Here is a 24529-nt window from a genome sequence, read left to right on the forward strand (position 1 = left end):
GGTTTCAGGCGCTGTTTGTGCGCTGCTGCGTCAGCCGCCTGGCGACTGCCAGTACGCAGTCACGCAGGATGCGGTGTGCCGGGTCGGCATCGTGGCGCGGGTGCCAGGCCTGGGCGACGGCGACCTCCGGCACCGCGACCGGCAGGGGAAAAATCTCCAGAGCCAGTCCCAGTTCGATGGCGTGGCGTGCCGCGGTCGGCGGGACGGTGGCGACCAGATCGGTCTGCGCGGCGGCGAACAGGGCGGCGTGGACGTCCGGCACCACCAGATCGACCCGCCGTGCCAGCCCCATCCGCTCCAGCGCGTCGTCCACCGGTCCGCGCGTCCGGCCGCGGCGTGAGGCTGTGACATGGGCGGCGGCGGCATAGGAGGCCGCGTCCGGGGAGCCTTCGGATAGCAGAGGATGGCCGCGGCGGACGACGCCGGCGAAGGTCTCGCGGTAGAGCGTCTGCACCCGCACCTCCGGCCCCATGGCGCCGATGACGCCGATGTCGAGGTCGACCAGACCGTCGCGCAGGGCGTCGGCGGTCTCTTCCCCCTCGCCGACGAAACGCAGCGTGACGTTGGGCGCCTGCTGGCGCAGGGCCGCCAGCAGGTCGGCGGCGATGCTCCCGGCGAAGCCGGTGCGCAGGGTAAAGCGGCGGTCCAGCGTCGCCGGATCCAGGCTGTCGGGTCGCAGCAGCCCCTGGGCGTCAGCCACCAGGGCGCGGACCCGCTCGCGCATCGCCTCTGCCCGCGGGGTCGGCACCATCCGGCGCCCGGCCCGCACCAGCAGCGGGTCGCCGACCGCAAGGCGAAGGCGGGCCAGGGTCCGGCTCATCGCCGGGGCGCTGAGATTCATGCGTTCGGCCGCACGGGCGACGCTGCCTTCGCTCAACAGCGCGTCGAGCGCGACCAGAAGGCCGATGTCCATGGCTGCATGCCCGGGCGGTTGCGTGCGTTCTATGCACTTATAAAGTCCGGTCGTTGCACTGTAAATCATGGCTGGGCCGGGCGAAGGATTGGGCGATCCATTCCAGTCGCGAGGTTTCCGTCATGAGCGACACCGTCGCTTCCCGATCCCCGGCAGGACATGCTGCCGTACTGCCGCGGCTGCTGCCCTTAGTCGCCATCGTCTTTCTCGGTTTCTCGGCCATCGGCTTGCCGCTGGCGGTGCTGCCGCTGCATGTCCACGGCACGCTCGGCTGGGGAGCGGCGATGGTCGGTGCGGTGGTGGGGCTGCAATCGTTGGCGACGGTGCTGACCCGCCGTCATGCCGGCGTGCTGTGCGACACGCGCGGGCCGAAACGTGCCGTGCTGGGCGGCCTTGCCGCCTCGGCGCTGGCCGGCGTCTGCTACGCGCTGTCGCTGGCCATCACCGATCCGGCCCTCGGGCTGGCGGCGATCCTGCTCGGCCGTCTCGTGCTGGGCTTCGGCGAAAGCCTGTTCCTGACCGGGGCGCTCAGCTGGGCCATCACGGTCGTCGGGCCGCACAATGCCGGCAAGGTGATGGCCTGGAACGGCATCGCCATGTATGGCGCCATGGCGGCCGGCGCACCGGTGGGGCTGGCCCTGCTGCAGGCCGGCGGCTTTGGCGCGGTGGCCGTGGCCGCCACGCTGGCGCCGTTGGCCGGGCTGCTGGTCGCGGCGCTGGTGCCGGCGGTGCCGGTCCCGGGCGGGGTGCGCATGCCCTTCACCGCGGTGATCGGCCGGGTGATGCGTCCCGGCTTCGGGCTGGCACTCGGCAGCGTCGGCTTCGCGGTGCTGGCCTCCTTCGCGCCGCTGCTGTTCGCGGCGCGCGGCTGGCCGGGGGCCTGGGCGGCGCTGACCGCCTTCGGCGGTGCCTATATCCTGGCCCGGCTGGTGGCCGGCGGGCTGCCCGACCGGCTGGGCGGCCGCCGGGTCGCCGTGCTGTCGCTGACGGTCGAGGCCGCCGGTCAGCTGCTGATCTGGAGCGCCTCTTCCCCGGCGCTGGCGGTCGCGGGCGCCGCGGTGACCGGGCTCGGCTTCTCGCTGGTCTTCCCGGCGCTGGGGGTGGAGGCGGTGAAGCGGGTGCCGCCGCAAAGCCGCGGTGCGGCGCTCGGCGCCTATGTCGCCTTCTTCGACCTGTCGCTCGCCCTGTCGGCTCCCGCCGCCGGCCTGCTGGTGGCGGAGGGGAGCTATGCGCCGGTCTTCCTGGCCGGTGCGGTGGCGGCCGGGCTGTCGCTGCTGCTGACGGCGACCGGCCGCGACGCTCCTGCGCCTCAGGCGTAGTCGCGGAACCCTTCCGCCGCCGCCCGGTCGTAGCCGCGGCTGGCGCGCAGGAGTTGGAGCGTGTAGGGCTCGCGCGCCGCCCCCCGGCGCAACTCCTCCACCGTCATCTCCTCGACCAGCCGGCCGCGGTTCATCACCGCCAGCCGGTCGCACAGGTTGGCGACGACGGCGAGGTTGTGGGTGACCAGCACCATCGTCAGCCCATGCTCGGCCCGCAGCCGGCGCAGCAGGTTCAGGATCTCCGCCTGGACCGAGACGTCGAGCGCCGAGGTCGGCTCGTCCAGCAGCAGCACGCGCGGCTCCAGAACCAGGGCGCGGGCAATGGCGACGCGCTGGCGCTGGCCGCCCGACAACTGGTGCGGGTAGCGGAAGCGGAAGGCCGGATCCAGCCCGACATCACGCAACACCCGGTCGATGCGGGCATCGGCCTCGCCCAGCCCATGGATGGCGACGGGTTCGGAGAGGATGCGGTCGACGGTGTGGCGCGGATGCAGCGACCCGTAGGGGTCCTGGAACACCATCTGGCAGAGCTTGAAGAAACCTTTCGGCCGTTTCGGCCGTTGCACCGTCCCGTCGACGGCGATGCGGCCGGTCCAGTCGTCGTTCAGGCCGCTGACCGCGCGCAGGACCGTGGATTTGCCCGATCCCGACTCGCCGACGAGACCGAAACTCTCCCCCTCGCGCACCGACAGGGTGACGCCGTCCACCGCGGCGATGGCGTCGGCGCCCTTGCCGAAGGCGACCCGCAGATCCTGGATGTCGATCATCATCCTCAACCCTCCAACCAGGCGGGGTCGCGGCTCAACACCGGCAGGTCGTCCGGCGGCTCGTCGATCCTGGGCAGGCTGGCCAGCAGGCCACGGGTATAGGGGTGCGTCGCCGCCTGCAGTTCCGACGCGCGGCAGCTTTCCACCACCCGGCCGGCATACATGATCAGGATGCGGTCGCAGAAGGAGGCGACGAGGTTCAGGTCGTGGCTGACGAAGATCATCCCCATCCCGCGTTGGGAACAGAGATCGTCCAGGATCGCCAGCACCTGCATCTGCACGGTGACGTCGAGCGCCGAGGTCGGCTCGTCGGCGATCAGCAGGTCGGGGTCGGGGATCAGCATCATCGCGATCATGATGCGCTGGCCCATGCCGCCCGACACCTCGTGCGGGTAGCGGTCATAGACCCGCTCGGGATCGCGGATGCGCACGGCGGCCAGCATCTCCAGCGCCCGTCGCTTCGCCTCCGCCGCACCCGCCTTGCTGTGGACGCGGTAGGCTTCGGCGATCTGGCTGCCGACGGTCATCACCGGGTTGAGCGAGTATTTCGGATCCTGCATCACCATGGCGATGCGCCGGCCGCGGATGCCGCGCAGCCGCTTCTCCGACGCCGCCAGCAGATCCTCGCCGCGGAAGGCCAGCCGGTCGGCGGTGACCCGGCCCGGGGGTGGCACGAGGCGCAGGATCGACCTGCCGGTCATCGACTTGCCGGAACCCGACTCGCCGACGATGCCCAGCTTCTCGCGTCCCAGCGTGAAGGAGACGCCACGCACCGCCTCGGCCATGCCGGTGCGGGTGGGGAAGGCGACCCGGAGGTTGGCGACCTCCAGCAGGGGGGTGTCGTCCGTCATGCCTCAGTCCCCCTTCGGGTCCAGCACGTCGCGCAGCCCGTCGCCCAGCAGGTTGAAGCCCAGGCTGACGATGAAGATGGCGAAACCGGGCATGGCGGCGACCCACCATTGCTCCAGCACATATTGCCGGCCGCTGGCGATCATCGCCCCCCATTCCGGCAGCGGCGGCTGGGCGCCGAGCCCGAGGAAGCCCAGCCCGGCGGCGGTCAGGATCACGCCCGCCATGTCCAGCGTCGTCCGTACGATCAGCGAGGCGACGCAGAGCGGCATGACATGGCCCAGGATGATGCGCAGGCTCGATGCGCCCTGCAGCCGGGCGGCGCTGATGAAGTCGGCGCGGCGCACGGTCAGCGTCTCCGCCCGCGCGATGCGGGCATAGGGCGGCCAGGAGGTGATGGCGATGGCGATCACCGCATTCTCGATGCCGGGGCCGAGCGCCGCGACGAAGGCCAGCGCCAGGATCAGCTTGGGGAATGCCAGTGCGATGTCGGTGATGCGCATCAGCACGCTGTCGACCCAGCCGCCGAAATAGCCGGCGGCGGTGCCGATCACCAGTCCGGCCAGTGGTGCCGTCGCCGCTACCAGCGCCACGATCATCAGCGTCAGCCGTGCGCCATGGATCAGGCGGGACAGGATGTCGCGCCCGAAGGAGTCGGTGCCCAGCCAGTGGGCGGCGTTGGGCGGTTGCAGCCGGTTGCCCAGATCCTGGGCATAGGGCTGATGTGGCGCCAGCACCGGGGCCAGCGCCGCCACCACGACCAGCGCCAGCACGATCAGCAGCCCGGCCACCGCCAGCCGGTTGCAGCGAAACGCGGTCCAGCCGGCCCAGGCGCGGCCCAGCCGGGCCTGCCCGCGCGACCGCGGCGTGTCGGTGGTCAGCCAGTCCCGCCAGCCGGGGGAGGAATGATCGGTGCGCAGGGTCATCGGGCCCGGGGATCAAGAAGGCGGTAGAGCAGGTCGGACAGCAGGTTCAGCGCGATGAAGACCGCGCCGACCACCAGCGTCCCGCCCAGTACCGCGTTCATGTCGGCACTGAGCAGCGAATTGGTGATGTAGAGTCCCAGCCCCGGCCAGGCGAACACCGTCTCGGTCAGGACCGACCCTTCCAGCAGGCTGGCATAGGATAGGGCGATGACGGTGATCAGCGGCACGGCGATGTTGCCCAGCGCATGGCGCCAGACCACGCGAGCCTCCGACAGCCCCTTCACCCTTGCGGTGGTGATGTATTCCTGGCGCAGCTGGTCGAGCATGAAGCCGCGCGTCATCCGCGCGATGTAGGCGACGCTGTAGAGGCCCAGGATGGTGGACGGCAGCACCAGATGATGCACCGCGTTCCAGAAGATGTCAGCCTCGCCGGCCAGCAGGGCGTCCACCGTGACGATGCCGGTCACGGCGTCGACCATCCCCTCATGGAAGACGTCGACCCGGCCCGGACCCGGCACCCAGTCCAGCCGGGCATAGAACAGCAGCAGCGCCATCAGCCCGAGCCAGAAGATCGGCAGCGAATGGCCGATCAGGCCGAGGAGGCGGATGGCATGGTCGGGCCAGCGTCCGCGGTTGGTGGCGGCGAACACCCCCGCGGGGATGCCCAGCACCGCGCCGATGACCGCCGCGACGGTCGCCAGTTCCAGCGTCGCCGGGAAGACGCGCAGCACATCCTCCAGCACCGGGCGGGAGGTCAGCACCGAGGTGCCGAGGTCGCCCTGTGCCACGTCGCCGACATAGCGGATGAACTGCTGCCACAGCGGCAGGTCGAGCCCGAGCTGGCTACGCATCTGCGCATAGCTTTCCGCGCTGGCGCGGTCGCCCAGCGCCGACAGCACCGGATCGATCGGCACCACGCGGCCGATCAGGAAGGTGACCAGCAGCAGGCCCAGCAGGGTGGCGGCGACTGTGACCAGCAAGGTCAGGCCGCGTTTCAGCATAGGCAAGAGGACTCCCTCGCGCTTGGACGCCAAAGGGAATCACAGTCGGGGCATTGTGCAAAGCCTGTCGAGGGCATAGGGGGATGGGAAGTGGATGCTGCGGTTGCCCCCTCCCTATCCCTCCCCCGCTTTGCGGGAGAGGGGATTGGACGTTTGTTGGCGTGACACTCTGTAAACAAACAACGGAGTTCCCTCTCCCACCGAAGGTGGGGGAGGGTTAGGGAGGGGGCATCCGTTGCTTGGACTGAACCCTCAGTTCACCAGGTTCCGGCTGGGCTCGGGTCGCCGTGGGCGCCGGCCGCCGGCTCGTGGTGGGCGAGCCAGCGTTCCGCCTCCAGCGCGGCCATGCAGCCCATGCCGGCGGCGGTGACCGCCTGACGATAGACCTTGTCCTTCACGTCGCCGGCGGCGAAGACGCCGGGGATGTCGGTGGCGGTCGAATCGGGGATGGTGACGATGTAGCCCGACTCGTCCATCTTCACCTTGCCCTTGAAGATGCCGGTCGCCGGCTCGTGGCCGATGGCGACGAAGACGCCGGCCACCGGGATCACGCGCTCCTCGCCCGACTTGACGTTCCTGATCCGCACGCCGGTGACGGCGCGCGGGTTGCCCATCGTGCCGTCGCCCTCGCCGACGATCTCCTCGACCGTGCTGTCCCACACCACCTCGATCTTCGGGTGGCGGAACAGGCGGTCCTGCATGATGCGTTCAGCGCGGAAGCTGTCGCGGCGGTGGATGACCGTCACCTTGGTGGCGTGGTTGGTCAGGTACAGCGCCTCCTCGACCGCGGAGTTGCCGCCGCCGATGACCGCGATCTCCTTGCCGCGGAAGAAGAAGCCGTCGCAGGTGGCGCAGGCCGACACGCCGAAGCCGCGATAGATTTCTTCGGTCGAGATGCCGAGCCAGCGGGCCTGGGCGCCGGTGGCGATGATGACGCTGTCGGCGGTGTAGGTGTCGCCGCTGTCGCCCTTGCAGACGAAGGGGCGCCGGGTGAAGTCGACGTCGGTGATCAGGTCGAACACCATCTTCGTGCCGACATGCTCGGCCTGCTTCTGCATCTGCTCCATCAGCCAGGGGCCCTGGATCGGATCGGCGAAGCCGGGGAAGTTCTCCACATCGGTGGTGATCATCAGCTGGCCGCCCGGCTGCATGCCCTGGACCATCAGCGGTTCCAGGTTGGCGCGCGCTGCATAGATGGCGGCGGTGTAGCCGGCCGGGCCGGCGCCGATGATGAGGACCTTGGTGTGGTGCGTGGTGGCCATGGGTGTGATCCCGCAGTGTATCGGCAGAAGGGGGACGCGATTTGAAGGCTTCTAGAAACCGAACATATGGTCGAGGCTGAAGGCGCTGTCACCCGCAAGGCAGCCATGGTAGCCGAACAGGCGGCAGGTCGTATCGCGGACCAGCACATAGGCGTGATCGCCCGCCGCCATGCGTTCCGCCTCCGAAAACATCTCGTGAAGGCGCCAGAAGCGTGAACCGCCGCGGGGGATCGCCAGCCGCTTGCGCGCCAGTTCGACACCGTCGCGGCGCACCAGGACGAGGCTGGTGTCGGAGGTGGCATGCCACGGCGTCGAGGCTGGGTAGACGAGATGGCAGAGCGTGTCCCACGGGGCGGTACCCAGCCGCAGGAACAGCCGGGTCGACAGGCCGGGTGGGTGGCCATGGTAGCTCTGCGGTTCGTTGCGATAGACCATTGCCATGTTGAACATGTGGCTGCCGAAGCTGGTCTCGGCCACATGGCCGGTCTTTACGTCCTCGTAACGGACCAGGGCGTGCAGCCAGCCGTCGGCAATCGTTCCGGCTTCGAAATCATAGACAAGTTCGACATGGCCCCAGCCGTCGGCAACCGTCTTGTCGGCGACCAGACCGGTGACGTCCAGGGCCACACTGTCGGAACGCTTGAGGTTGCCGAAGCGGTGTTCAGCCACCGCCGCGCCGTTGCGGTCGTAGACGACGGCCTTCACCGGCAAGTCGGTCTGCGCCGTGCTCATCGGTGTCGGCAGCAGTGTGGTGCGCCAGCGCTTCATGGGCAGCAGCGGCGCCGGCAGGATAAAGCCCTTGCCGACCATGCCCTTGTCGACGGCCCCGCCGGTCAGCAGCGGCAGCCTGGGATCCGGCTTCAGGTCGGTGCGCTCGACATTGGCATGGGCCATGCGGCGCCTGCCGTCGGCGGCGACGATCTCATAGCGTGGACGGACGAAATGCTTGCCGGCCTGAACCTCGAACTGCTGCGGCCAGCGCGCTTCGGGAAACAGGCTGGCGATGTCGAGTTCGAGGGTGGCGAATGCCGGAACAGGGTGGGCGAGCGTCCGGATTTCCGGCGATCCCATCAGGTTCAGCCCGACCGCCCCGGCCGGGATCGGGGTCGGATGGCTGTTCTGGATCCACAGGGACACCCGCTCGCCCTCGCGCGGGGCGGGCAGGCCGGCATAGAGGTCGGCCGGCCAGGCATTGGCGTCGTGGGTGCAGGACAGCACCGTGTCGTCGTCGCCATAGGTGTCGAGCGCGTATTTCACCACGTCGTGGCCGGCAGCGCCGATAATGTGCAGGAACAGCGAGCCGCAGAAGGGGGCGAGGCCGAAGCGCTCGCGCACCTGCCGGCTGTCGATCACCACGGTGCCGTCCGTCGGCGGCATCGGCTCCGTCCAATCGGCGATCGGACGGCCCTCGCCGTCGAACAGGCAGGCCCAGAGCCGGGTGCCCTTGGCACCGTAGCGCGGCCAGTAGTTGGCCGACACCACGCGGGTGTGGTGGCCGTCGCCGTCGCGGAACCAGGCGAAGTTGGTCGCCCAGTTGAATTTCGACAGGTAATGGCCGGGATCGTTCAACATGTCTTCCGGCACGCGCATGGCGTCCAGCGAGACGACGCCGGCTTGCTTCGGGATCAGGTGGGCGATGTGTCCTTCCAAGCGCTGCGAATCGAAGGCGACGACGAAGACGGTGCGGGCGCCGCTCGATGGCAGGTCGGTCACCGGGCGGGCGGCATGGCCGAAGACCTCCTTGCCGACCTGCTCCACGTCCTGGACGTAGATGCCGCAGACCGGGATCGCCGACAGATCGTAGAACTCGGCCAACCCCGACAACAGGCCAAGCGGGTCATAGACGGCCACCGGTCCGAAGGATGCCAGCCGGGCGATCAGGATCGCGGCCTTGGGGGCCGCCAGCGGGTGCCCCGCCGCCTTGAAGAAGCTGGAGCCGCCGGTGACGTTGGAAAATGTCTCGATCCGAAGGGGCATCTGGGCACACACGCGCGAAAGCAAATCCAGGGCGTCGGTTATAGCCCCTTCGGCCACGCGGGCGACAGTGATTTGCGGAAGCCGTGCCGGTGTCCGCACCGCCATGCGGTCCGTCCGCCGCCGCTCCACCAATCGGACGGCTTCCCTCTTGTCAAAGAGCGAGTTTCGATATATCTAAGTTTTCGTTATATCGAAACTGCATCGAGAGAGGGTTTTATGTTTCGGCATCTGTTTCACAACCACGGCCGTCGCTTCTCGCGTCCGGATTTCGACGACGAGACTCCTGAGGGGCGCGGCCGTCATGGCCGCCACGGTCATCGCGGCGGCTGGGAAGGCTGGGGTGGCCATGGCAAGGGGGGGCGTGGTGAGCGTCGCGTCTTCGACCATGGCGATTTGCGGCTCGTCCTGCTGTGGCTGGTCGCGGAAAAGCCGCGCTCCGGCTATGACCTGATCAAGACGATCGAGGAGATGGTCGGCGGCGCCTACAGCCCCAGCCCCGGCGTCGTCTACCCCACCCTGACGCTGCTGGAGGAGCAGGGGCACATCCGCGTCGGCTCCACCGAGGGCAACAAGAAGCTCTATGAAATCATGCCGGAGGGCGAGGCCGCGCTGAAGGCGGCGGAGCCGATGGTTGCGGCGGTCCGCGAGCGCATCGCCCATGCCCACGCCCGCCAGAAGCGCGAATCGTCGCCGCAGATCGTCCGCGCCATCGAGAATTTCAAGCTGGCCCTGCGGCTGCGGCTGTCGCGCGGCGACCTGACGCCCGCACAGACCCAGGCCATCGCCGACGCCATCGACGATGCCGCCCGCGCCGTCGAACGCATCTGACCATATTGAGGAGACAACGATATGACCGCATCGACCGCACGCGTCGCCACCGCCAACGGGCGTCGCTACATGATCCAGCTGTGCAAGCATTGGGCGCACAAGTTTGAAGTCGTCCATGACGAGAACCAGGGGCTCGTTCCCTTTGCTCCGGACTGCCGCTGCCGGATGGCGGCCGATGCCGAGGGGGTGACCCTGACCGTCGAGGTGGAGGATGCCGGGCAGTTGGAGCGCATGCAGCAAGTGGTGATCGACCACTTGAAGCGCTTCGCCTTCCGCGAGGATCTGGGGGAGGTGGTGTGGACGCCGGTGCCGTGATGGCGGCCGGCGCGGCCGCGGTGCGTTTGTTTTCCCGAGTCTGCCTGCGACAAATCCTGTTGTGAATTCCCGCAGTAAAGGTGTAAAAACATCTTAACCAACAGGTGGAACTGGGGGAGATGATGGCGTTTCCACCGGCGGACCGGCTCGGACCGGCCGACGCCTGGACGTTCCGTCCGAACGTCCGGGACCGACACCTGGGGGGCCAGAACACGCACAGTCAGAACACCGGGAGTCGCTCGTGATGCTCCGCATCTCCAAGAAGCTGATGTTCGCCATCGAGGCGGTCCTCGACATCGCCTACAACGCGGGCACCGAGCCGGTGCAATCCGGAGAGATCACCCGGCGCCAGGGCATCCCGAAGCGCTACCTGGAACAGGTGTTGCAACAACTGGTCCGCGACGGCGTGCTGGCCGGGGTGAGGGGGCCGCGCGGCGGCTATCGGCTGGCGCGCGAACGGCGGCGGATCACTCTGGGCGAGATCGTGAAGGTCGTCCGTTCGATGGAGACCGCCACGGATCCGATCGAAGAGCCGGCGGGATCCATCCTCGGCCATCAGGTGGTGCGCCCGCTGTGGGGCGAATTGCAGGAGGAGTGCATGGCCAAGCTCGATACCATCACCATCGAGGATCTGTGCATGCGTGCCCGCCGCGCCGGGGTGGAGAGCGAGACCGAGGACCGGATCGATTTCACCATCTGATGCCGACCGGACGGCACGAGACCGCCGGTGGGGTCGTTCGGATGACCCGGCGTCCCCACTTCCCGTTTGACAGGCTCCCCGAGCTGGATAAAGCTCGGCTCGGGGTGTTGAACTCACGCATAACACAAATCTTAGAGGTGGAATCATGGCTGCACCCGAATTCCGCGGCAGGATCTACGACAGCATCCTCGACACGATCGGCGCCACGCCGCTGGTGCGGCTGAACCGGCTTGCGGACGATGCCGGGGTCAAGGCGCAGATCCTCGGCAAGCTGGAGTTCTTCAATCCGCTGGCCAGCGTCAAGGACCGCATCGGCCGCGCCATGATCGAGGCCGCGGAGGCTGCCGGCACCATCGCGCCCGGCCGCACCACGCTGGTCGAGCCCACCTCCGGCAACACCGGCATCGCGCTGGCCTTCGTCGCCGCCGCCAAGGGCTACAAGCTGATCCTCACCATGCCGGAAAGCATGTCGGTCGAGCGGCGCAAGATGCTGAAGCTGCTGGGTGCCGAGCTGGTGCTGACCCCGGCGCAGGAAGGCATGAAGGGCGCCATCCGCAAGGCCGAGGAGATCCTGGCTGCCGATCCGAACACCTATCTGCTCCAGCAGTTCAAGAACACGGCCAACCCGGCCGTCCACCGCGCCACCACCGCGGAGGAAATCTGGAAGGATACCGACGGGCAGGCCGATTTCCTGATCTCCGGCGTCGGCACCGGCGGCACGCTGACCGGTACCGCCGAGGTCCTCAAGGCCCGCAAGCCGTCCTTCAGGGCGGTGGCGGTCGAACCGGAGGACAGCCCGGTCCTGTCCGGCGGCATGCCCGGCCCGCACAAGATCCAGGGCATCGGCGCCGGCTTCGTGCCCGACATCCTGAAGAAGGATCTGATCGACGAGGTGGTCCGCATCTCCAACCAGCGTGCCTTCGAGACCGCCCGCACCGTCGCCCGCCTGGAAGGCGTGCCGGTGGGTATTTCGTCGGGCGCGGCGCTTGCCGCCGCGCTGGAGATCGGCGCCCGTCCGGAGAATGAGGGCAAGCAGATCGTCGTGATCCTGCCGTCCTTCGCCGAACGCTACCTGTCGACCGCGCTGTTCGAGGGGCTGGAATAACGGTGCCGGAGTAACGGCTTGGCACCGGGGGCGTCTTCCCGATCGGGCGGGCGCCCCCCCGTCTTCCGCATCCTTCCCGCGAAATTCCATCCCGAAATTTGACCGAATTCCTCTTTTCCGCTACTCTTTCCGCGTGACCATCGCGCCGTTTTTGTCCGCGCCGAAGGGGGAGTGACCGCCATGGCGGACCTGACCGTTTCCGTTCCCAACCTGTCGAGCAGCGCCTTTTCGCAGTTGAAGGGGACGACGACCCGCGTCGGGGCCGACGGGGCCAACGCCGATTACCGCAGTTTCACGGTCAGCAAGGCCGGTGAATACAATTTCAAGGTCAACGACACCTTCACCAACGTCGAGATCCGCAACGACCGCAACGAGGTGGTGACCATCCTCAAGTCGCAGGCGGAGGCGACGGACGCCAGCGCGCGGCTGGGGCCGGGAACCTACACGGCGACCATCTCGCAGGCCAACCGTGCGGCCGGCGCGCGCGACTATTCGCTGGACATCTCGGAAAAGCAGAACATCCTGGTGACCGGCGCCGGGGCCATGCTGAAGGGCACGGCCCAGCCGCCGGGAAATGGCGATACCGGCGTTCAGAAGCATACCTTCAACGTGGTCCAAGGCGGCACCTTCACCGCCAACCTGACGCTGCCCGACACGCGCTGGGCGATGATGGACAAGGATGGCAAGGTCGTCGCCTCAAGCGACTCGCTCAAGCCCGACGAACAGGAGAATTTCCTGCAGAAGCCGACCTACAAGCTCGAGCCCGGCCAATACAGCATGGTGCTGGTCCCGCCATCGAAGCTGAAGACGCCCACCGACTTCCAGATGAGTTTCGTGCCCCGCGACCCGAGCCTGTCCGAAACCGGCACGAGCCAGGAAAGCGCCATTTCCAAGACCTTGCGCGAACGGCAGGCCCGCCTGCAACAATGGGCGTCGGAAGCCAAGACGACCAAGACGTCCGCCTGAACGGTCTTGGGCAGCGCGAGCCCACGCCGCCTTATCTTTGGCCGGTCCATGCCGCGGATCGGAAACCTTCCTGCGGAATGTTGCTGCACCGGCTTGGCCATGGGGTATGCTGCGGGCCATGGACTTCACGGATACCCAGCTTCACCGCTATTCCCGTCACATCGTGTTGCCGGAAGTCGGCGGCATCGGGCAGGAAAAGCTCTTGCGCTCCAAGGTGCTGGTCGTCGGTGCCGGCGGCCTGGGCGCGCCCCTGCTGCTCTATCTGGCAGCGGCCGGCGTCGGAACCATCGGCATCGTCGATGACGACACGGTCGATCTGTCGAACCTGCAGCGGCAGGTGATCCACGACGAGTCGACCCTGGGCCTGCCCAAGGTGGACAGCGCCGCTGCCCGCATCCATATGCTGAACCCCGACGTCCGGGTGGAGGCGCACCGGGTGCGGCTGACCCGCGATAATGCGATGGATCTGATCGGCGGCTATGATCTGGTCGCCGACGGCTCGGACAATTTCTCCACGCGCTTTTTGTTGAACGACGCCTGCTTCCTGGCCGGCAAGCCGCTGGTGTCGGCGGCGATCCTGCGCTTCGACGGGCAGTTGACCACCTTCAAGGCGCATCTCGGGGCGCCGCATCCCTGCTATCGCTGCCTTTTCCCCGAACCGCCGCCGCGCGGCACCGTGCCGTCCTGTTCGGAAGGCGGTGTGCTGGGGGCGCTGGCCGGCTTCGTCGGCTCGCTCCAGGCGACGGAGGTGCTGAAGGAACTGCTGGGCCTGGGCGAGAGCCTGTCGGGCAGCCTGCTGATGATGGACACGCTCTATGCGTCCTATCAGCGCATCGCCATCAAGCGGGATCCCGACTGCCCGCTTTGCGGCGATCATCCGACGATCCACGACCTCTCCGCCCACTGACGGGCGCCACGAGAAAGACGGGAGGCGGCCCACATGTCCACCACCATGTCCGAATCCGCGGTCGACGGCACCGCGGCCCTGTCCATCGTCCTGTTTGCCGGCGGCTTCGACCGCGTCCATTATGCGCTGGTGATGGCCAGCGCGGCGGCGGCCACCAACCGCAAGGTCACGCTGTTCTTCACCGGCCGCGCGCTGCGTGCGCTGGTGCACGAGGCGGAGCCGGGGGTGCTGGGCTGGCACGATCTGGACCCGGCGGACGACGGCAGCACGCCGGTGGCGCGGGACCGCTATTTCGCCACCCACGGCCTCGCCACCTTCGAGGAACTGCTGGAGGCCTGCGTCGCCCTGGGCGTCACGGTGATGGCGTGCGAGATGGGGTTGCGGGCGCTTGGGCTGCCACCGGGCGTCGGGCTGCGCGCCGACGTACCGGTCGCCACCGGTGGCGTCGTCACCTTTCTGAACGAGGCGCCGAAGGGCGGCGCCATGCTGTTCGTCTGACACGGCCGGTGGGCATGAGCGACAACCGTGACATTCTCGACTTCGCAAACCGCTTCGAGGCGATCGCCGCCGACGGGTTCGAAGGACGTCCCTATCGCCCGGCGCTGGTCGAGCTTGCCCGCCGGGTGCGGGTGCAGCCCGGGGTGGCGCCACAGGTCGCCCATGCGTTGGGTGTGATGATCGGGCTGATCGGCGAGAGCGCGCCCGACGGACGTTTCGCGTCCAAGATCGCCATCCTGCGCGAGGCGGCGGACCTGCTTGCAGAGGAGTGACGGCAGAGCAAGCCAGCCATGCGTCACGCCGGAGGCGTCGCCCCCGTCAAGTGGGCGATGACACTCCGAACAAGGATGCGAACCATGGCTTTCCGTCTCACCGTCGCCACCGGCGCGCCCGCCCTTTATGCGGCGATGTACGCCACCACCAAAGCCATCCGGTCCAGCGGCCTGCCGGCCGGCCTGATCCACTTGGTTGACCTGCGCGTGTCGCAGATCAATGGCTGCGCCTACTGCATCGACATGCACAGCAAGGAAGCCCGCAATGAGGGCCAATCCGACGAGCGGATCGCCGCCTTGTCCGGCTGGGAGCGGTTGGACCTGTTCCTGCCTGACGAACGCGCGGCCTTCGCCTGGGCCGAGGTGCTGACCCGCAACCGGCATGACCGCATCGATGCGGCGCACCGCGAGATGCAGCGGCACTTCGGTACGGAGCAGATTGCCGCGCTGACCGTGGCGGTGGCGCAGATCAACGCCTGGAACCGTGTGGGCATCGCCCAGCATGTCGAGGGCACCGCCGTCGGCGTCGCCGCGTGACGGTGCAGGCCGGCCCGGGCAGTGCGCTCGCCGCCTTCGCGGGAGAGCGGGCGCGCTTGCGCGCCTTGGCCTACCGGCTGCTCGGGTCGGTGGCGGAGGCGGAGGATACGCTGCAGGACGCTTGGCTGCGCTGGTCCGCGGTGGCGCCCGGCAGCGTCGAGTCGGCTCCGGCATTCCTGACCACCTTGGTGACGCGGCTGGCGCTCGACCGCCTGCGCTCCGCCCGGGTGGTGCGGGAACGCTATTACGGGCTGTGGCTGCCCGAACCGGAGGTCGCCGTTTGGTGCGACGAGGCGGAAGATGCCGCAGGGACCGGGTCGGTGCCGATGGCGATGCTCCTGCTGCTGGAACGGCTGGCGCCGGAACAGCGGGCGGTTTTTGTCCTGCGCGAGGCGATGGACCTGGACTATGCGGAGATCGCGGCGACGCTCGGCAAGTCGGTGGAGGCCTGCCGCCAGATCATGCGGCGCGCGCGGGCGCGGTTGGCCGAGCCTGCCGCTGCCCGTACCGATGCCGGAGCAGGCCGCCGGCTGGCCGACGCCTTCGCCGATGCCAGTGCCCGGCGCGACTATGCGGCCATCGTGGCGCTGCTGGCCGACGACGCCCAGTGGCTGAGCGACGGCGGGGGGATGGTGCTGACCGCGGTGAACACACTGCATGGCGCCGACCGCATCGCCCGTTTCCTGCTGGGTGTCCAGCGCAAGCGGGATGCCGGCTTCGGCTTCGTCCCCGTGCGGGTGAATGGCGGGCCGGGTTTCCTGACCCATTTGGGCGGGACGTTTCGCAGTGTCTGGGCGCTCGACATCGCCGGTGGACGCATCCAGCGCGTCTACCAGATCGCCAACCCGGACAAGCTGAGGCATGTGGCGGAGGTTCGGGCCGACGGCATCGGCCATTGACCGTCAGGCGGCGACCTCATCCAGCCAGCGGTCCAGCGCGGTCAGGTCCACCGGGCAGGGCAGGACCGGGAAGGGACCGTTCGGCATGCGGCGGCCGGTCATCAGGATGCGTGTCTGCGGATAGAGCATGGCGGCAAGTGCCGCGGCGCGATCGCCCTCGTCCCCTTCGCGGTCGAACGGCAGCAATGCGACGACCGGCGCCTCGGCACCGATGATGGCCAGCGCCTCCAGCGCATCGGCGGTCTGCGAGACCTGAAAGCCGCGGCCGGACAGATGGCCGGCCAGGGCCTCGCGCTGCACCCGGTCGGCATCGGCGACCACGGCCCGGCGTCCGCCATAGCCAGGCGGCCGAATGTCGGCATCGATGCTGAAAGCCACGCTTTTCCTCCGTCCATCATCTTTTCGTTATGGACGGACGGAGTATGAGGGTGGGCAGCCGGGTTGTAAACGGCCGCTACCTGTGGTTCGACCTTCGTCGAATACGGACCACCTCGCCCTTGTGCATCAGCGCCAGCATCGGCAGGTCGCTGGGGTGGTTGCCGTAGCCCCAGGTTGCGGCGACCGGGCCGTTACCGGCGATCCAGGCGGTCACCCGTTCCGCCTTGTCGCGGCGCACGCAGTTGGCGGTGCTGAGCCTCCCGGTCAGCGTCCCGTCCACCACCTCCATTCCGGTGGCCAGCAGGTCGGCCACCCCCAGTCCGCGCAGCAGCGCCGGCATATAGAGGTCGAGCGCGCCGGTGGCGACCACCACGCGGCGGCCTTGCCGGCAGTGGTCCTTCAGCACCTCCAGCATCGGCTGGTGCCAGCGGATGCGCGGAACCATCCGCTCCGCCGCGGCCATCGCCTCGGCCACCGGCAGGCCGCGAAGCGTGCGCTTCAGGAAGATCGCCTTGACCGACCCGGGAAAATCGCAGCCGGGTCCCCGGCCGCGGACATGGCGATGCAACCCCGACCGGATGGCGTCGGCCAGCGCCAGCGCGGCGCGGCGCCGGCCGATCACTTCGCCGACGAACATCGGCAGGCTGTCGCCATGGATCAGGGTGCCGTCGAAATCGAAGAAGGCGACGCCCGACGGACCATGGACAGCGGTCACGGCAGCCGGCGAATCAGCAGGGAAGGCCGGCGGGGCGGCCGGTTGCGTGAGGCTTGGCCGGGGAGCGGTGCCGGAGGCCGGAGCGGAGGTTATCTGCATGGAGGCGTTTATCCGACCGTAGCGCTCCGGCGGGCAAGGCTTTTCGCCTGCGGCCGGTATGGCACCCGCCAGCATGCCGTCCGCCGCTGTTCCGATCAATGCAGCATCGGGCCGCAGGGCACTTCGAAGAGCGGCCCGTCCTCCTGATCGTCTCCGGTACCGTCCTCGGGGCCGGCGACATGGCCGTCGCCTTCCTCGAGTTGGGCGATCAGGTCGCCTGACGCTTCCTCCAGCCCGGCCTTTACGGCGATCAGCAAATTGATGATCTCGCCATTGTCCTGCTCAAGGCTGCGGACCCGCTCTTCCAAGCGGTCGATGCGGCGCATCAGCAACTCCGACAGGCGGTCCAGACGGGCGAGAACGGGATCCGGACCCGGCATTGCGGACCCCGGTGTGCCGGTTGCGCTTTCAGGCCGGCTTTCGTGGCGGTCGTCGTGGCGGTCATCCATGGTGTGGCCGGTTCCGGTCAGTGAGGTTTGCTCCTCGCCTAACCTTGGGCCAGCGGGCCGCAAGGTCCAGACCGGCACCCGATGCACCCCGCAAGCGATGTCCGCCTGACCCGCCCGTCGAGGGCTTGACGATTCCGGAGAGGTGTCTGTTCAGCCGACACCCCTTGTGCGCATTGCCTGTGGGGCCGCTCTAAAGTCAAGACTCAGATTTGTCGGGGCGGCGCTTGCGCGGAACGCCGTACAGCTCCAGCCGATGGCCTATCAGGTCATAGCCCAGTTCGCGGGCGATGCTTTCCTTCAGCCGTTCCATTTCATCGTTGGTGAACTCGATGACTTCACCGGAATCGACATCGATCAGATGATGGTGGTGGTCGGTTCTTGTTTCCTCGTAGCGCGCCCGGCCATCGCCGAAATCCAACCGGTCGATGACATGCGCCTCTTCGAACAGCCGCATGGTGCGGTAGACCGTGGCAATGGAGATGCGCGGGTCGATGGCCGATGCACGGCGGTGCACCTCCTCCACATCGGGGTGGTCTGTCGCCTCCGACAGCACGCGCGAGATCACGCGGCGCTGGTCGGTCATCTTCAACCCCTTTTTCACGCACAATTCTTCGAGGCGCGAGGGCATGGACATCCCCTGTGATCCTATCTCTTGTGGCGGGCGGCGGTTCACCCTTCCGGTCTCCCTGATGCTCGGAAAGCCAGCGCCGATTCCCGACCGCACGGACGGACCGGGCCGGCCGATCGCGGCACCCCGAATATCCGAGCATCATACTGTGTTTCGGATGCATTCACAAATGCCCAGCTTTCCTTCGGACGGCCGATCGTGCAAACACCTTGCCGGCCAAGGTCATAGGCATTTCAGCCATGTCCGTCACGGGGGGCGGGGCGCCAAGGTGGAAACCAATTGCTCATAATCCACTGCTAGGTTTTGCCAAACGGGGACTGCGCATTCGGCGACGGTTGCCCGCATCGGACATGATACCGCCGGACAGGGAGGGGGAGATGCCATGACGCCATTCGATCCGCCGCCCCTCAGGCCCGCCGGTCCCGCCGCGGACTTTAACGGGCTGGAGCCTGCCTTCACCGCCGCCGGGCTCGCCGTGCCGGTGCCGCCGCTGGCACCCGGCCAGGACTGTGCGGTTGCTCTGGCCCGCTTCGGCCGCCAGCCCGACCTGCCGGCCTTGCCGGTGGTCGACGGGGACGGGCTCGTTGCCGGACTGCTGGAACGCAGCAGCCTGTTGCCCGGCGGGGAGCCGGACAGTGGGGAGAGGCTTTCCGGGAGGCCGGTATCCTCGCTGATGGATGCCAGTCCGCTGCTGGTGGAGGGGGCGACTCCGCTGCCGGAGATCGGGCGGCGGCTGGCCCGGCTGAAGCCTGCGGCGCTGGTGACCGGTTTCCTGGTGGTCGAGGGAGGGCGTTATCTCGGCGTCGGCACAGTGACCGTGCTGATGGCGCGCTCGGCCGAACAGACGGAACTGCGCGCCCGCCAATTGGAGGAGGCGCGCCGGCAGGCCGAACGGGCGATCCGCGCCAAGACGGCCTTCCTGGCCAACATGAGCCACGAGATCCGCACGCCGCTGACCGCGATGATGGGATTTGCCGAATTGCTGGAACAGGAGGTGCTGGGCCCGCACGCCATTCCGCTCTACCGCGAATACGCCCGCGACATCGCCGAGAGCGGCCGGCACCTGATGGAACTGGTCAACGATCTGCTCGACCTGTCCAAGGCTGACGCCGACCGGCTGGAACTGGTGGACGGGGTGGTGGATGTGGTGCGGGTGGCGATCGGCACCGCGCGGCTGCTGGCCGAACGGGCGGCACGCCATGGCGTGCGTATCGCCACCGATGTGCCGCTGGATCTGCCGCCGCTGCGGGCGGACGAACGCAAGCTGCGCCAGATGCTGCTGAACCTGCTGTCCAATGCGGTGAAGTTCACCCCGGCCGACGGTGTGATGACGCTCAGCGCCCGTGTGGCGGCGGATGGCACCCTATGGCTGTCGGTGCATGACACCGGCATCGGCATGACCGGCGAGGAACTGGCCAAGGCGCTGGAGCCCTGGGGCCAGATCGACAGCGCGCTGGCCCGCGCCCAGGTCGGCACCGGGCTTGGCCTGCCCCTGACCAAGCGCCTGATCGAACTGCATGGCGGCCTTCTGGACGTCGTCAGTTGCCGCGACCAAGGCACCACCATGTCGCTGGTCTTCCCGGCCGAGCGGGTGGGGCGGGGGTAGGGGCCCTCTTCTCCGCGAAGAAGAGGGCCCCGCTATCCTTACGCCAGCCCCTTCTCCATCGCGCCGGCCAGACGGCGGGCGAAGGCGGCGGGGTCGGGCAGGGGTTCGCCCTCGACGATGCGGGCCTGGTCGAGCAGCAGCCACGCCGCATCCTCCAGCGCGTCGGTGGCGCCGCTGCCTTTGGCCCGTTCTGCCAGACGCTTGATCAGGGCGTGGGACGGGTTGATCTCCAGGATGCGCTTGCCGATCTCGCCGTTCAGCTGCTTGTGCTGTTTCAGCAGGCGCTCCAGATGCATGTCCATGTCGTTGTCGTCGGCGACCAGGCAGACGGCGCTGTCGGTCAGCCGTTCGGACTTGCGGACGTCCTTCACCGCGTCGGACAGGGTCAGCTTCAGCAGGGCCAGCAGATCGGTCAATTCGCCCTCGGGCGCCTTCTCCTCCGGCTTCTCCGGCTCGGCACCCTTGATCTTGCCGAGGTCCGCGCCGCCGCGCGTCACCGACTTGAAGGGCTTGCCGTCATAGACGCCGACCGACGGCATCCAGAACTCGTCCACCGGGTCGGTCAGCAGCAGAACCTCGACGCCCTTGGCCTTGAAGCCTTCCAACTGCGGGCTGCGCAGCAGCGTGTCGAGATCGTCGCCGCTGATGGTGTAGATGGCGTCCTGGCCCTCCTTCATGCGGCCGACATACTGCTCCAGCGACACCAGTTCCTCGCCGGCGGTGGTGCGGAAGCGCAGCAGCTTCAGGATGTCGTCCCGGTGCTCGTAGTCCTCATAGAGGCCTTCCTTCAGCACCGCGCCGAAATTCTCCCAGAAGCCATTGTATTCGGCGACGTTCTCGCTGTCCTTCGCCTTCTTTGCCAGTTCCGACAGGACACGGCGCGTGATGCCGGCGCGGATCTTTGCCAGCATCGGATTGTGCTGCAGCATCTCGCGGCTGATGTTCAGCGGCAGATCCTCGCTGTCGACCACACCGCGCAGGAAGCGCAGATAGGGCGGGAGCAGGCCTTCGGCCGCGTCGGTGATGAAGACGCGCTTGACGTACAGCTTCACCCGGTGGGCGCGCTTGGGATCGAACAGGTCGAAGGGCTTGGTCGAGGGCACGAACAGCAGGTTGGTGTATTCCAGCGCCCCTTCCGCCCGCCAGTGGAGCGTCAGCCACGGCTCGTCGAAGGCATGGCCGACATGATGGTAGAATTCCTTGTACTGGTCGGCGGTGATCTCCGACTTCGACCGGGTCCACAGGGCCGATGCGCTGTTCAGCGCCTTGGCGTCGTCACCCTCGCCGAACAGGATCGGGATGGCGATGTGGTCGGAATATTTGCGGACGATGCCGCCCAGCCGGGTCTCGTCCAGATACTCGTCGTCGCCCTCGCGCAGGTGCAGGACGATCTTCGTGCCGCGCGACAGGCCGTCGGCCTCCGCGATGGTGAATTCGCCCTTGCCGTCGGATTCCCAGCGCCAGCCATGGGGCTCGCCGGCCTTGCGGGTCAGCACGGTGACCGTGTCGGCGGCCATGAAGGCGGAATAGAAGCCGACGCCGAACTGACCGATCAGGTTGACGTCCTTCTTGCCGTCAGCCTTCTCCGCGCCCTCCAGCGACTTCATGAAGGCGGCGGTGCCGGAGCGGGCGATGGTGCCGAGATTCTCGACCAGATCCTCGCGGTTCATGCCGATGCCGTTGTCGGCGACGGTCAGGGTCCGCGCGTCCTTGTCGACCAGCAGGCGGACCTTCAGGTTCGGATCGTCGGCCGAGAGTTCCGGCTGGGTCAGGGCCGCATAGCGCAGTCGGTCGCAGGCATCCGACGCGTTGGAGACCAGTTCGCGCAGGAACACTTCCTTCTCGCTGTAGAGCGAGTGGGCGACGATGTCGAGCAGGCGGCTGACCTCGGCTTGAAAACTGAGCCGTTCCTCGGTCATGGGGGCACCTTCGTTGGTTTTGCACGGGTGATGGCGTCAAGACGGCGGAGATATGTGAAAGCGTCTCCGCCGTTCAAGAGGCTTGTACCCTGCAACCGCGGGAGGTGTGCGGCGGGATGCCGCGATCCGGCCGGATTTCCGAACTCCGTCCATACATGGGCGGGCGCGGAAATCCGGCAGAACCATGGAGCCCAGGTCGGCTCCTACTTCTTCTTGGGCTGTTCGGCCGGTTCGCCGCCGCCGGCCAGCAGCGGGCTCATGTCGGCGCCGTTCAGCAGGAGCTGGCCCATCTCCGTCACCTCGATCTTGTAGCTGCGGATGTCGGCGCCGCTGTCGTCCTTGCCGGCCTGGCCCAGGGCCTGGATCATCGCCAGCCCGCCCAGCAGATCCTGCGTCTCCTTGTCGGGCTTGGCGCCCGGAGCCGGCTGCATCGCCTTCACCGCGGCGTCGATGCCGCGCAGCAGGACGGTGGCGCCGCCGGTGACGCCGAAGGCCGCCGGGGCCGCGACCCTGAGCGCACCGGTGGCGGTGCCGGCGGTGGCCGGGGTGTCGAGGTTCAGCGCGTCGATGCGCAGCTCGGTCCCCGCTTCGCCCATCGCGGCCATCGCCTGCTGCATGGCCAGGTCGGCCGGCGCGGGGCCGGCCGGCGCCTTGGCGGGCTTGCCGCCCTTCTTCGGCGGGGCCTCCTCGGCCTCGGCGGCCTTGGCCAGTTCGCCGAAGGCCTTCCACAGGGCGGCGTTCGGCAGCTTCGCCACCGACAGCTTCATCTCCATCGTGCGCGGAGTAAAGGCGGCGGGGGCCGGCGACGGGCTCATGGCGAAGTCGCGCGCCTCGAAGCCCAGGCTGACGGTGGACAACGCCTGGTCCAGATCGGCCAAGCCGCTGCGGAAGGCGAACTGGCCGAGCGTGACCGTGGTGCCGTCCTCCGGGTTGACGACGGACAGGTTTGACAGCCGCAGCGTACCGGTGATGCCACCGAACATGCCCTGGAGCTTGGGCAGCAACTCGCCGCTGGTCGGTGCCACGCCCTTGGCCGCCGCCTGTTCCGACAGCTTCTGAAGCGCGCTGACCTTGGTCAGGTCGACGCGGGTATAGGCGGCCTCGGCGGTGACGCCGCCGATTCTCACCAATTCCTTGTTCTTGTCGTCCAGCACTGACAGGCCGCCGAATGCGAAGGCGGCCGGGCCGCTCCACAGCGTGGCGCCGCCACTCCCGGTTTCGGGTTTCAGGTCCTGCACCATCGTCATCGAGGCGATGGAAACCTTGCCCTTGCCGTCGGCAGCGGCGACGGCGATGTCGCTGTAGGCGGCGTCGACCGCCAGCAGAGTCTCCAGCGTGCCCGACCAGGTGCTGGTGAAGGATTGCTTGCCGATGGAGATGGTCGCGGCATCGACATACTCGTCGTTGTCGTCGAGGTTCTGTACCTTGATCGCGCCGGGAAGCGTGATCGACACGCCATACTGGCCGTCGTCCTTCGGCGTCACCGACAACAGGACTGTACCGATGTCGAACAGGGTGCCTTCGGCATCCTCGGCCGACAGGCGGGGCAGGGCGACATCGTAATGGTCGCCGGCCGGCTTGACCGTCGCTTCGCCCTGCCATTCGAAGCCGATGCCCTCGCCATCCTCGGTCGGCGGCGGGAACCAGCGGGGCAGATCCTTCTTCAGGGAGGCTGCCAGCGACTTGGCACCGGCGTCGTCGACCGCCGGGGCGGCCTGGGCCGGCGACCAGCCGGCCACCAGGGCGAGCAGGCCGCCAGCGAGCAGGGCTGGCCTCAGGGAGCGGACCGGCAGGGTCGGGGCGGTCGAGGAACGGCGCAGACGCATCGAGGAACTTCTCCCAGGTACGGTTTGGGAGCACGTTAAGCCTGATACGCGAGGCCGGTCCATGCCTCTGATGCGCGAAGTCTTGAGGCGGCGTTAAAAATCCAGATCCGAGTAATGCTTGGGAGGCGGACAGCCGGTGATGTTGTCGGAAAGCAGCGCGCGGAAGCTGGGGCGCGACTTGATCCGGGCGTACCAGTCCTTGGTCTCCGGGCTGCGGTCCCACGGCACGTTGTCGATGTAGTCCAGGCAGGACAACTGCGCCGCGGCGGCGATGTCGGCCAGCGAGAAGACCGGCCCTGCCAGCCATGGCCGGCGTTCCGACAGGAAGGCGATGTAGTCGAGGTGATAGGTGATGTTCGCCAGTCCGGCGCGAATCGCGGGGGCGAAAGGATGGCCCTGGCCGGACAACCGCTTGGTCAGTTTCTCGCCCACCAGATTCTCGGCCACCTCGCGTTCGAACTTGTGCAGGAACCAGTCGGCGATCCGCCGCACCTCGGCCCGTGCCGCGACCTCGCGCGGCAGCAGGGGGGTATCGGGATAGGCCTCCTCCAGATACTCGACCACCGCAAGGCCGCCGGCGATGACCGTCCCATCCTCCTCCACCAGCACCGGCACCTCGCCGGACGGGTTCATCCTGAGGAAGTCGGCGCGCCGTTCCCATGGCCTTTCGATCACGGGTTCGAAGGGCAGCCCCTTCTCGGCGAGCATCACGCGCGCGACGCGCGACGGGGCGTGGATCGGGTGATGGTACAGGGTTCGCATGGCGGCGGGACTTTACCGCAATGCCGCAAACGAAAACAGCCTGAGCGTGGGTGCCTGCGGGTCTCGTTGGGATAGGACGCGTGGCGGGATTGCCTGAAGGCGATAC

Annotated in this window: 26 protein-coding genes; 12 read left to right on the top strand and 14 right to left on the bottom strand. The window is 68.0% G+C overall.

Annotated features, from left to right (window positions below; translation table 11 throughout):
* Positions 1-4: 4 nt before the first annotated feature.
* A complete protein-coding gene (locus AL072_RS05790) occupies positions 5-913 on the bottom strand; it encodes a LysR family transcriptional regulator (protein WP_045581134.1) in 909 nt (302 codons plus the stop codon).
* Positions 914-1035: 122 nt separating this feature from the next.
* On the opposite strand from AL072_RS05790, the gene AL072_RS05795 reads away from it, so the two are divergent.
* Positions 1036-2232, top strand: a complete 1197-nt coding sequence (locus AL072_RS05795; RefSeq protein WP_045581133.1) for an MFS transporter — start codon at positions 1036-1038, stop codon at positions 2230-2232.
* Here the strand turns inward: AL072_RS05795 and AL072_RS05800 are convergent.
* The 6 genes from AL072_RS05800 to AL072_RS05825 all read right to left on the bottom strand — a co-directional run bounded on the left by AL072_RS05800 (position 2223) and on the right by AL072_RS05825 (position 9014).
* Positions 2223-3002 (bottom strand): ABC transporter ATP-binding protein, encoded by a 780-nt coding sequence (locus tag AL072_RS05800; protein ID WP_045581132.1) that lies wholly within the window; start codon positions 3000-3002, stop codon positions 2223-2225. The genes AL072_RS05795 and AL072_RS05800 overlap by 10 nt on opposite strands.
* A gap of 2 nt (positions 3003-3004) precedes the next feature.
* Positions 3005-3850, bottom strand: a complete 846-nt coding sequence (locus AL072_RS05805; protein ID WP_045581131.1) for an ABC transporter ATP-binding protein — start codon at positions 3848-3850, stop codon at positions 3005-3007.
* A gap of 3 nt (positions 3851-3853) precedes the next feature.
* A complete protein-coding gene (nikC, locus tag AL072_RS05810) occupies positions 3854-4774 on the bottom strand; it encodes a nickel transporter permease (RefSeq protein WP_045581130.1) in 921 nt (306 codons plus the stop codon).
* Complete coding sequence (locus tag AL072_RS05815) at positions 4771-5775, bottom strand: ABC transporter permease (protein ID WP_245636779.1); 1005 nt, start codon at positions 5773-5775, stop codon at positions 4771-4773. Before AL072_RS05815 ends, nikC begins: the two co-directional genes overlap by 4 nt.
* 257 nt (positions 5776-6032) lie before the next feature.
* Positions 6033-7037: a thioredoxin-disulfide reductase gene (gene trxB / locus AL072_RS05820; RefSeq protein WP_144428153.1), complete on the bottom strand. Its 1005-nt coding sequence runs from the start codon at positions 7035-7037 to the stop codon at positions 6033-6035.
* A gap of 51 nt (positions 7038-7088) precedes the next feature.
* Positions 7089-9014 (bottom strand): hypothetical protein, encoded by a 1926-nt coding sequence (locus tag AL072_RS05825; protein ID WP_045581127.1) that lies wholly within the window; start codon positions 9012-9014, stop codon positions 7089-7091.
* Positions 9015-9230: 216 nt separating this feature from the next.
* Here AL072_RS05825 and AL072_RS05830 point away from each other — a divergent pair, with 216 nt between their 5' ends.
* The 10 genes from AL072_RS05830 (at position 9231) to sigJ (ending at position 16041) form a co-directional block, all read left to right on the top strand.
* The gene (locus AL072_RS05830; protein ID WP_045581126.1) at positions 9231-9842 is read left to right on the top strand and encodes a PadR family transcriptional regulator; all 612 of its coding nucleotides are present in this window, start codon (positions 9231-9233) and stop codon (positions 9840-9842) included.
* Positions 9843-9863: 21 nt separating this feature from the next.
* Complete coding sequence (locus tag AL072_RS05835; RefSeq protein ID WP_045581125.1) at positions 9864-10157, top strand: DUF2218 domain-containing protein; 294 nt, start codon at positions 9864-9866, stop codon at positions 10155-10157.
* A 244-nt stretch (positions 10158-10401) separates the two neighbouring features.
* Positions 10402-10857, top strand: a complete 456-nt coding sequence (locus tag AL072_RS05840) for an RrF2 family transcriptional regulator (RefSeq protein ID WP_045581124.1) — start codon at positions 10402-10404, stop codon at positions 10855-10857.
* Between the two features lie 145 nt (positions 10858-11002).
* A complete protein-coding gene (gene cysK, locus AL072_RS05845) occupies positions 11003-11962 on the top strand; it encodes a cysteine synthase A (protein WP_045581123.1) in 960 nt (319 codons plus the stop codon).
* 180 nt (positions 11963-12142) lie between these two features.
* Complete coding sequence (locus tag AL072_RS05850) at positions 12143-12928, top strand: hypothetical protein (RefSeq protein ID WP_045581122.1); 786 nt, start codon at positions 12143-12145, stop codon at positions 12926-12928.
* Positions 12929-13046: 118 nt separating this feature from the next.
* On the top strand, positions 13047-13835 hold the full coding sequence (locus AL072_RS05855; RefSeq protein WP_045582461.1) for a HesA/MoeB/ThiF family protein: 789 nt from the start codon (positions 13047-13049) through the stop codon (positions 13833-13835).
* A 33-nt stretch (positions 13836-13868) separates the two neighbouring features.
* Positions 13869-14333, top strand: a complete 465-nt coding sequence (locus AL072_RS05860; RefSeq protein WP_144428155.1) for a DsrE family protein — start codon at positions 13869-13871, stop codon at positions 14331-14333.
* Positions 14334-14347: 14 nt separating this feature from the next.
* The gene (locus AL072_RS05865; protein ID WP_045582459.1) at positions 14348-14605 is read left to right on the top strand and encodes a hypothetical protein; all 258 of its coding nucleotides are present in this window, start codon (positions 14348-14350) and stop codon (positions 14603-14605) included.
* Between the two features lie 84 nt (positions 14606-14689).
* The gene (locus AL072_RS05870) at positions 14690-15142 is read left to right on the top strand and encodes a carboxymuconolactone decarboxylase family protein (RefSeq protein ID WP_052709929.1); all 453 of its coding nucleotides are present in this window, start codon (positions 14690-14692) and stop codon (positions 15140-15142) included.
* Positions 15139-16041, top strand: a complete 903-nt coding sequence (gene sigJ, locus AL072_RS05875) for an RNA polymerase sigma factor SigJ (protein WP_045581120.1) — start codon at positions 15139-15141, stop codon at positions 16039-16041. The genes AL072_RS05870 and sigJ overlap by 4 nt, the downstream gene beginning before the upstream one ends.
* A gap of 3 nt (positions 16042-16044) precedes the next feature.
* Here sigJ and AL072_RS05880 read toward each other — a convergent pair whose 3' ends face one another.
* The 4 genes from AL072_RS05880 to AL072_RS05895 all read right to left on the bottom strand — a co-directional run bounded on the left by AL072_RS05880 (position 16045) and on the right by AL072_RS05895 (position 18310).
* Entirely contained in the window at positions 16045-16419 is a 375-nt protein-coding gene (locus tag AL072_RS05880; protein WP_045581119.1) for a response regulator, read from the bottom strand.
* Between the two features lie 76 nt (positions 16420-16495).
* Positions 16496-17134: an HAD family hydrolase gene (locus AL072_RS05885; RefSeq protein WP_245636780.1), complete on the bottom strand. Its 639-nt coding sequence runs from the start codon at positions 17132-17134 to the stop codon at positions 16496-16498.
* 194 nt (positions 17135-17328) lie between these two features.
* Positions 17329-17682 (bottom strand): hypothetical protein, encoded by a 354-nt coding sequence (locus AL072_RS05890; protein ID WP_082108842.1) that lies wholly within the window; start codon positions 17680-17682, stop codon positions 17329-17331.
* 196 nt (positions 17683-17878) lie between these two features.
* The gene (locus AL072_RS05895) at positions 17879-18310 is read right to left on the bottom strand and encodes a Fur family transcriptional regulator (RefSeq protein ID WP_045582456.1); all 432 of its coding nucleotides are present in this window, start codon (positions 18308-18310) and stop codon (positions 17879-17881) included.
* 382 nt (positions 18311-18692) lie between these two features.
* Here AL072_RS05895 and AL072_RS05900 point away from each other — a divergent pair, with 382 nt between their 5' ends.
* Entirely contained in the window at positions 18693-19916 is a 1224-nt protein-coding gene (locus tag AL072_RS05900) for an ATP-binding protein (RefSeq protein WP_045581118.1), read from the top strand.
* A gap of 38 nt (positions 19917-19954) precedes the next feature.
* On the opposite strand, the gene htpG is transcribed toward AL072_RS05900, so the two are convergent.
* From htpG to AL072_RS05915, 3 genes are all read right to left on the bottom strand, one after another.
* Positions 19955-21835 carry a molecular chaperone HtpG gene (gene htpG, locus AL072_RS05905; protein ID WP_045581117.1) on the bottom strand — a complete coding sequence of 627 codons (1881 nt, stop codon included), beginning with the start codon at positions 21833-21835 and terminating at the stop codon, positions 19955-19957.
* A gap of 203 nt (positions 21836-22038) precedes the next feature.
* Entirely contained in the window at positions 22039-23661 is a 1623-nt protein-coding gene (locus AL072_RS05910) for a hypothetical protein (protein ID WP_045581116.1), read from the bottom strand.
* Between the two features lie 93 nt (positions 23662-23754).
* Entirely contained in the window at positions 23755-24423 is a 669-nt protein-coding gene (locus AL072_RS05915; RefSeq protein WP_045581115.1) for a glutathione S-transferase family protein, read from the bottom strand.
* Positions 24424-24529 lie beyond the last annotated feature (106 nt).

The organism is Azospirillum thiophilum, assembly GCF_001305595.1.
Taxonomy (GTDB): domain Bacteria; phylum Pseudomonadota; class Alphaproteobacteria; order Azospirillales; family Azospirillaceae; genus Azospirillum; species Azospirillum thiophilum.

What these genes read in the sequence shown, in the direction of transcription:
- AL072_RS05790 (WP_045581134.1), bottom strand. Translation starts at nt 913, where the DNA reads ATGGACATCGGCCTTCTGGTCGCGCTCGACGCGCTGTTGAGCGAAGGC.
- AL072_RS05795 (WP_045581133.1), top strand. Translation starts at nt 1,036, where the DNA reads ATGAGCGACACCGTCGCTTCCCGATCCCCGGCAGGACATGCTGCCGTA.
- AL072_RS05800 (WP_045581132.1), bottom strand. Translation starts at nt 3,002, where the DNA reads ATGATGATCGACATCCAGGATCTGCGGGTCGCCTTCGGCAAGGGCGCC.
- AL072_RS05805 (WP_045581131.1), bottom strand. Translation starts at nt 3,850, where the DNA reads ATGACGGACGACACCCCCCTGCTGGAGGTCGCCAACCTCCGGGTCGCC.
- nikC (WP_045581130.1), bottom strand. Translation starts at nt 4,774, where the DNA reads ATGACCCTGCGCACCGATCATTCCTCCCCCGGCTGGCGGGACTGGCTG.
- AL072_RS05815 (WP_245636779.1), bottom strand. Translation starts at nt 5,775, where the DNA reads ATGCTGAAACGCGGCCTGACCTTGCTGGTCACAGTCGCCGCCACCCTG.
- trxB (WP_144428153.1), bottom strand. Translation starts at nt 7,037, where the DNA reads ATGGCCACCACGCACCACACCAAGGTCCTCATCATCGGCGCCGGCCCG.
- AL072_RS05825 (WP_045581127.1), bottom strand. Translation starts at nt 9,014, where the DNA reads ATGCCCCTTCGGATCGAGACATTTTCCAACGTCACCGGCGGCTCCAGC.
- AL072_RS05830 (WP_045581126.1), top strand. Translation starts at nt 9,231, where the DNA reads ATGTTTCGGCATCTGTTTCACAACCACGGCCGTCGCTTCTCGCGTCCG.
- AL072_RS05835 (WP_045581125.1), top strand. Translation starts at nt 9,864, where the DNA reads ATGACCGCATCGACCGCACGCGTCGCCACCGCCAACGGGCGTCGCTAC.
- AL072_RS05840 (WP_045581124.1), top strand. Translation starts at nt 10,402, where the DNA reads ATGCTCCGCATCTCCAAGAAGCTGATGTTCGCCATCGAGGCGGTCCTC.
- cysK (WP_045581123.1), top strand. Translation starts at nt 11,003, where the DNA reads ATGGCTGCACCCGAATTCCGCGGCAGGATCTACGACAGCATCCTCGAC.
- AL072_RS05850 (WP_045581122.1), top strand. Translation starts at nt 12,143, where the DNA reads ATGGCGGACCTGACCGTTTCCGTTCCCAACCTGTCGAGCAGCGCCTTT.
- AL072_RS05855 (WP_045582461.1), top strand. Translation starts at nt 13,047, where the DNA reads ATGGACTTCACGGATACCCAGCTTCACCGCTATTCCCGTCACATCGTG.
- AL072_RS05860 (WP_144428155.1), top strand. Translation starts at nt 13,869, where the DNA reads ATGTCCACCACCATGTCCGAATCCGCGGTCGACGGCACCGCGGCCCTG.
- AL072_RS05865 (WP_045582459.1), top strand. Translation starts at nt 14,348, where the DNA reads ATGAGCGACAACCGTGACATTCTCGACTTCGCAAACCGCTTCGAGGCG.
- AL072_RS05870 (WP_052709929.1), top strand. Translation starts at nt 14,690, where the DNA reads ATGGCTTTCCGTCTCACCGTCGCCACCGGCGCGCCCGCCCTTTATGCG.
- AL072_RS05890 (WP_082108842.1), bottom strand. Translation starts at nt 17,682, where the DNA reads ATGGATGACCGCCACGACGACCGCCACGAAAGCCGGCCTGAAAGCGCA.
- AL072_RS05895 (WP_045582456.1), bottom strand. Translation starts at nt 18,310, where the DNA reads ATGCCCTCGCGCCTCGAAGAATTGTGCGTGAAAAAGGGGTTGAAGATG.
- AL072_RS05900 (WP_045581118.1), top strand. Translation starts at nt 18,693, where the DNA reads ATGACGCCATTCGATCCGCCGCCCCTCAGGCCCGCCGGTCCCGCCGCG.
- htpG (WP_045581117.1), bottom strand. Translation starts at nt 21,835, where the DNA reads ATGACCGAGGAACGGCTCAGTTTTCAAGCCGAGGTCAGCCGCCTGCTC.
- AL072_RS05910 (WP_045581116.1), bottom strand. Translation starts at nt 23,661, where the DNA reads ATGCGTCTGCGCCGTTCCTCGACCGCCCCGACCCTGCCGGTCCGCTCC.
- AL072_RS05915 (WP_045581115.1), bottom strand. Translation starts at nt 24,423, where the DNA reads ATGCGAACCCTGTACCATCACCCGATCCACGCCCCGTCGCGCGTCGCG.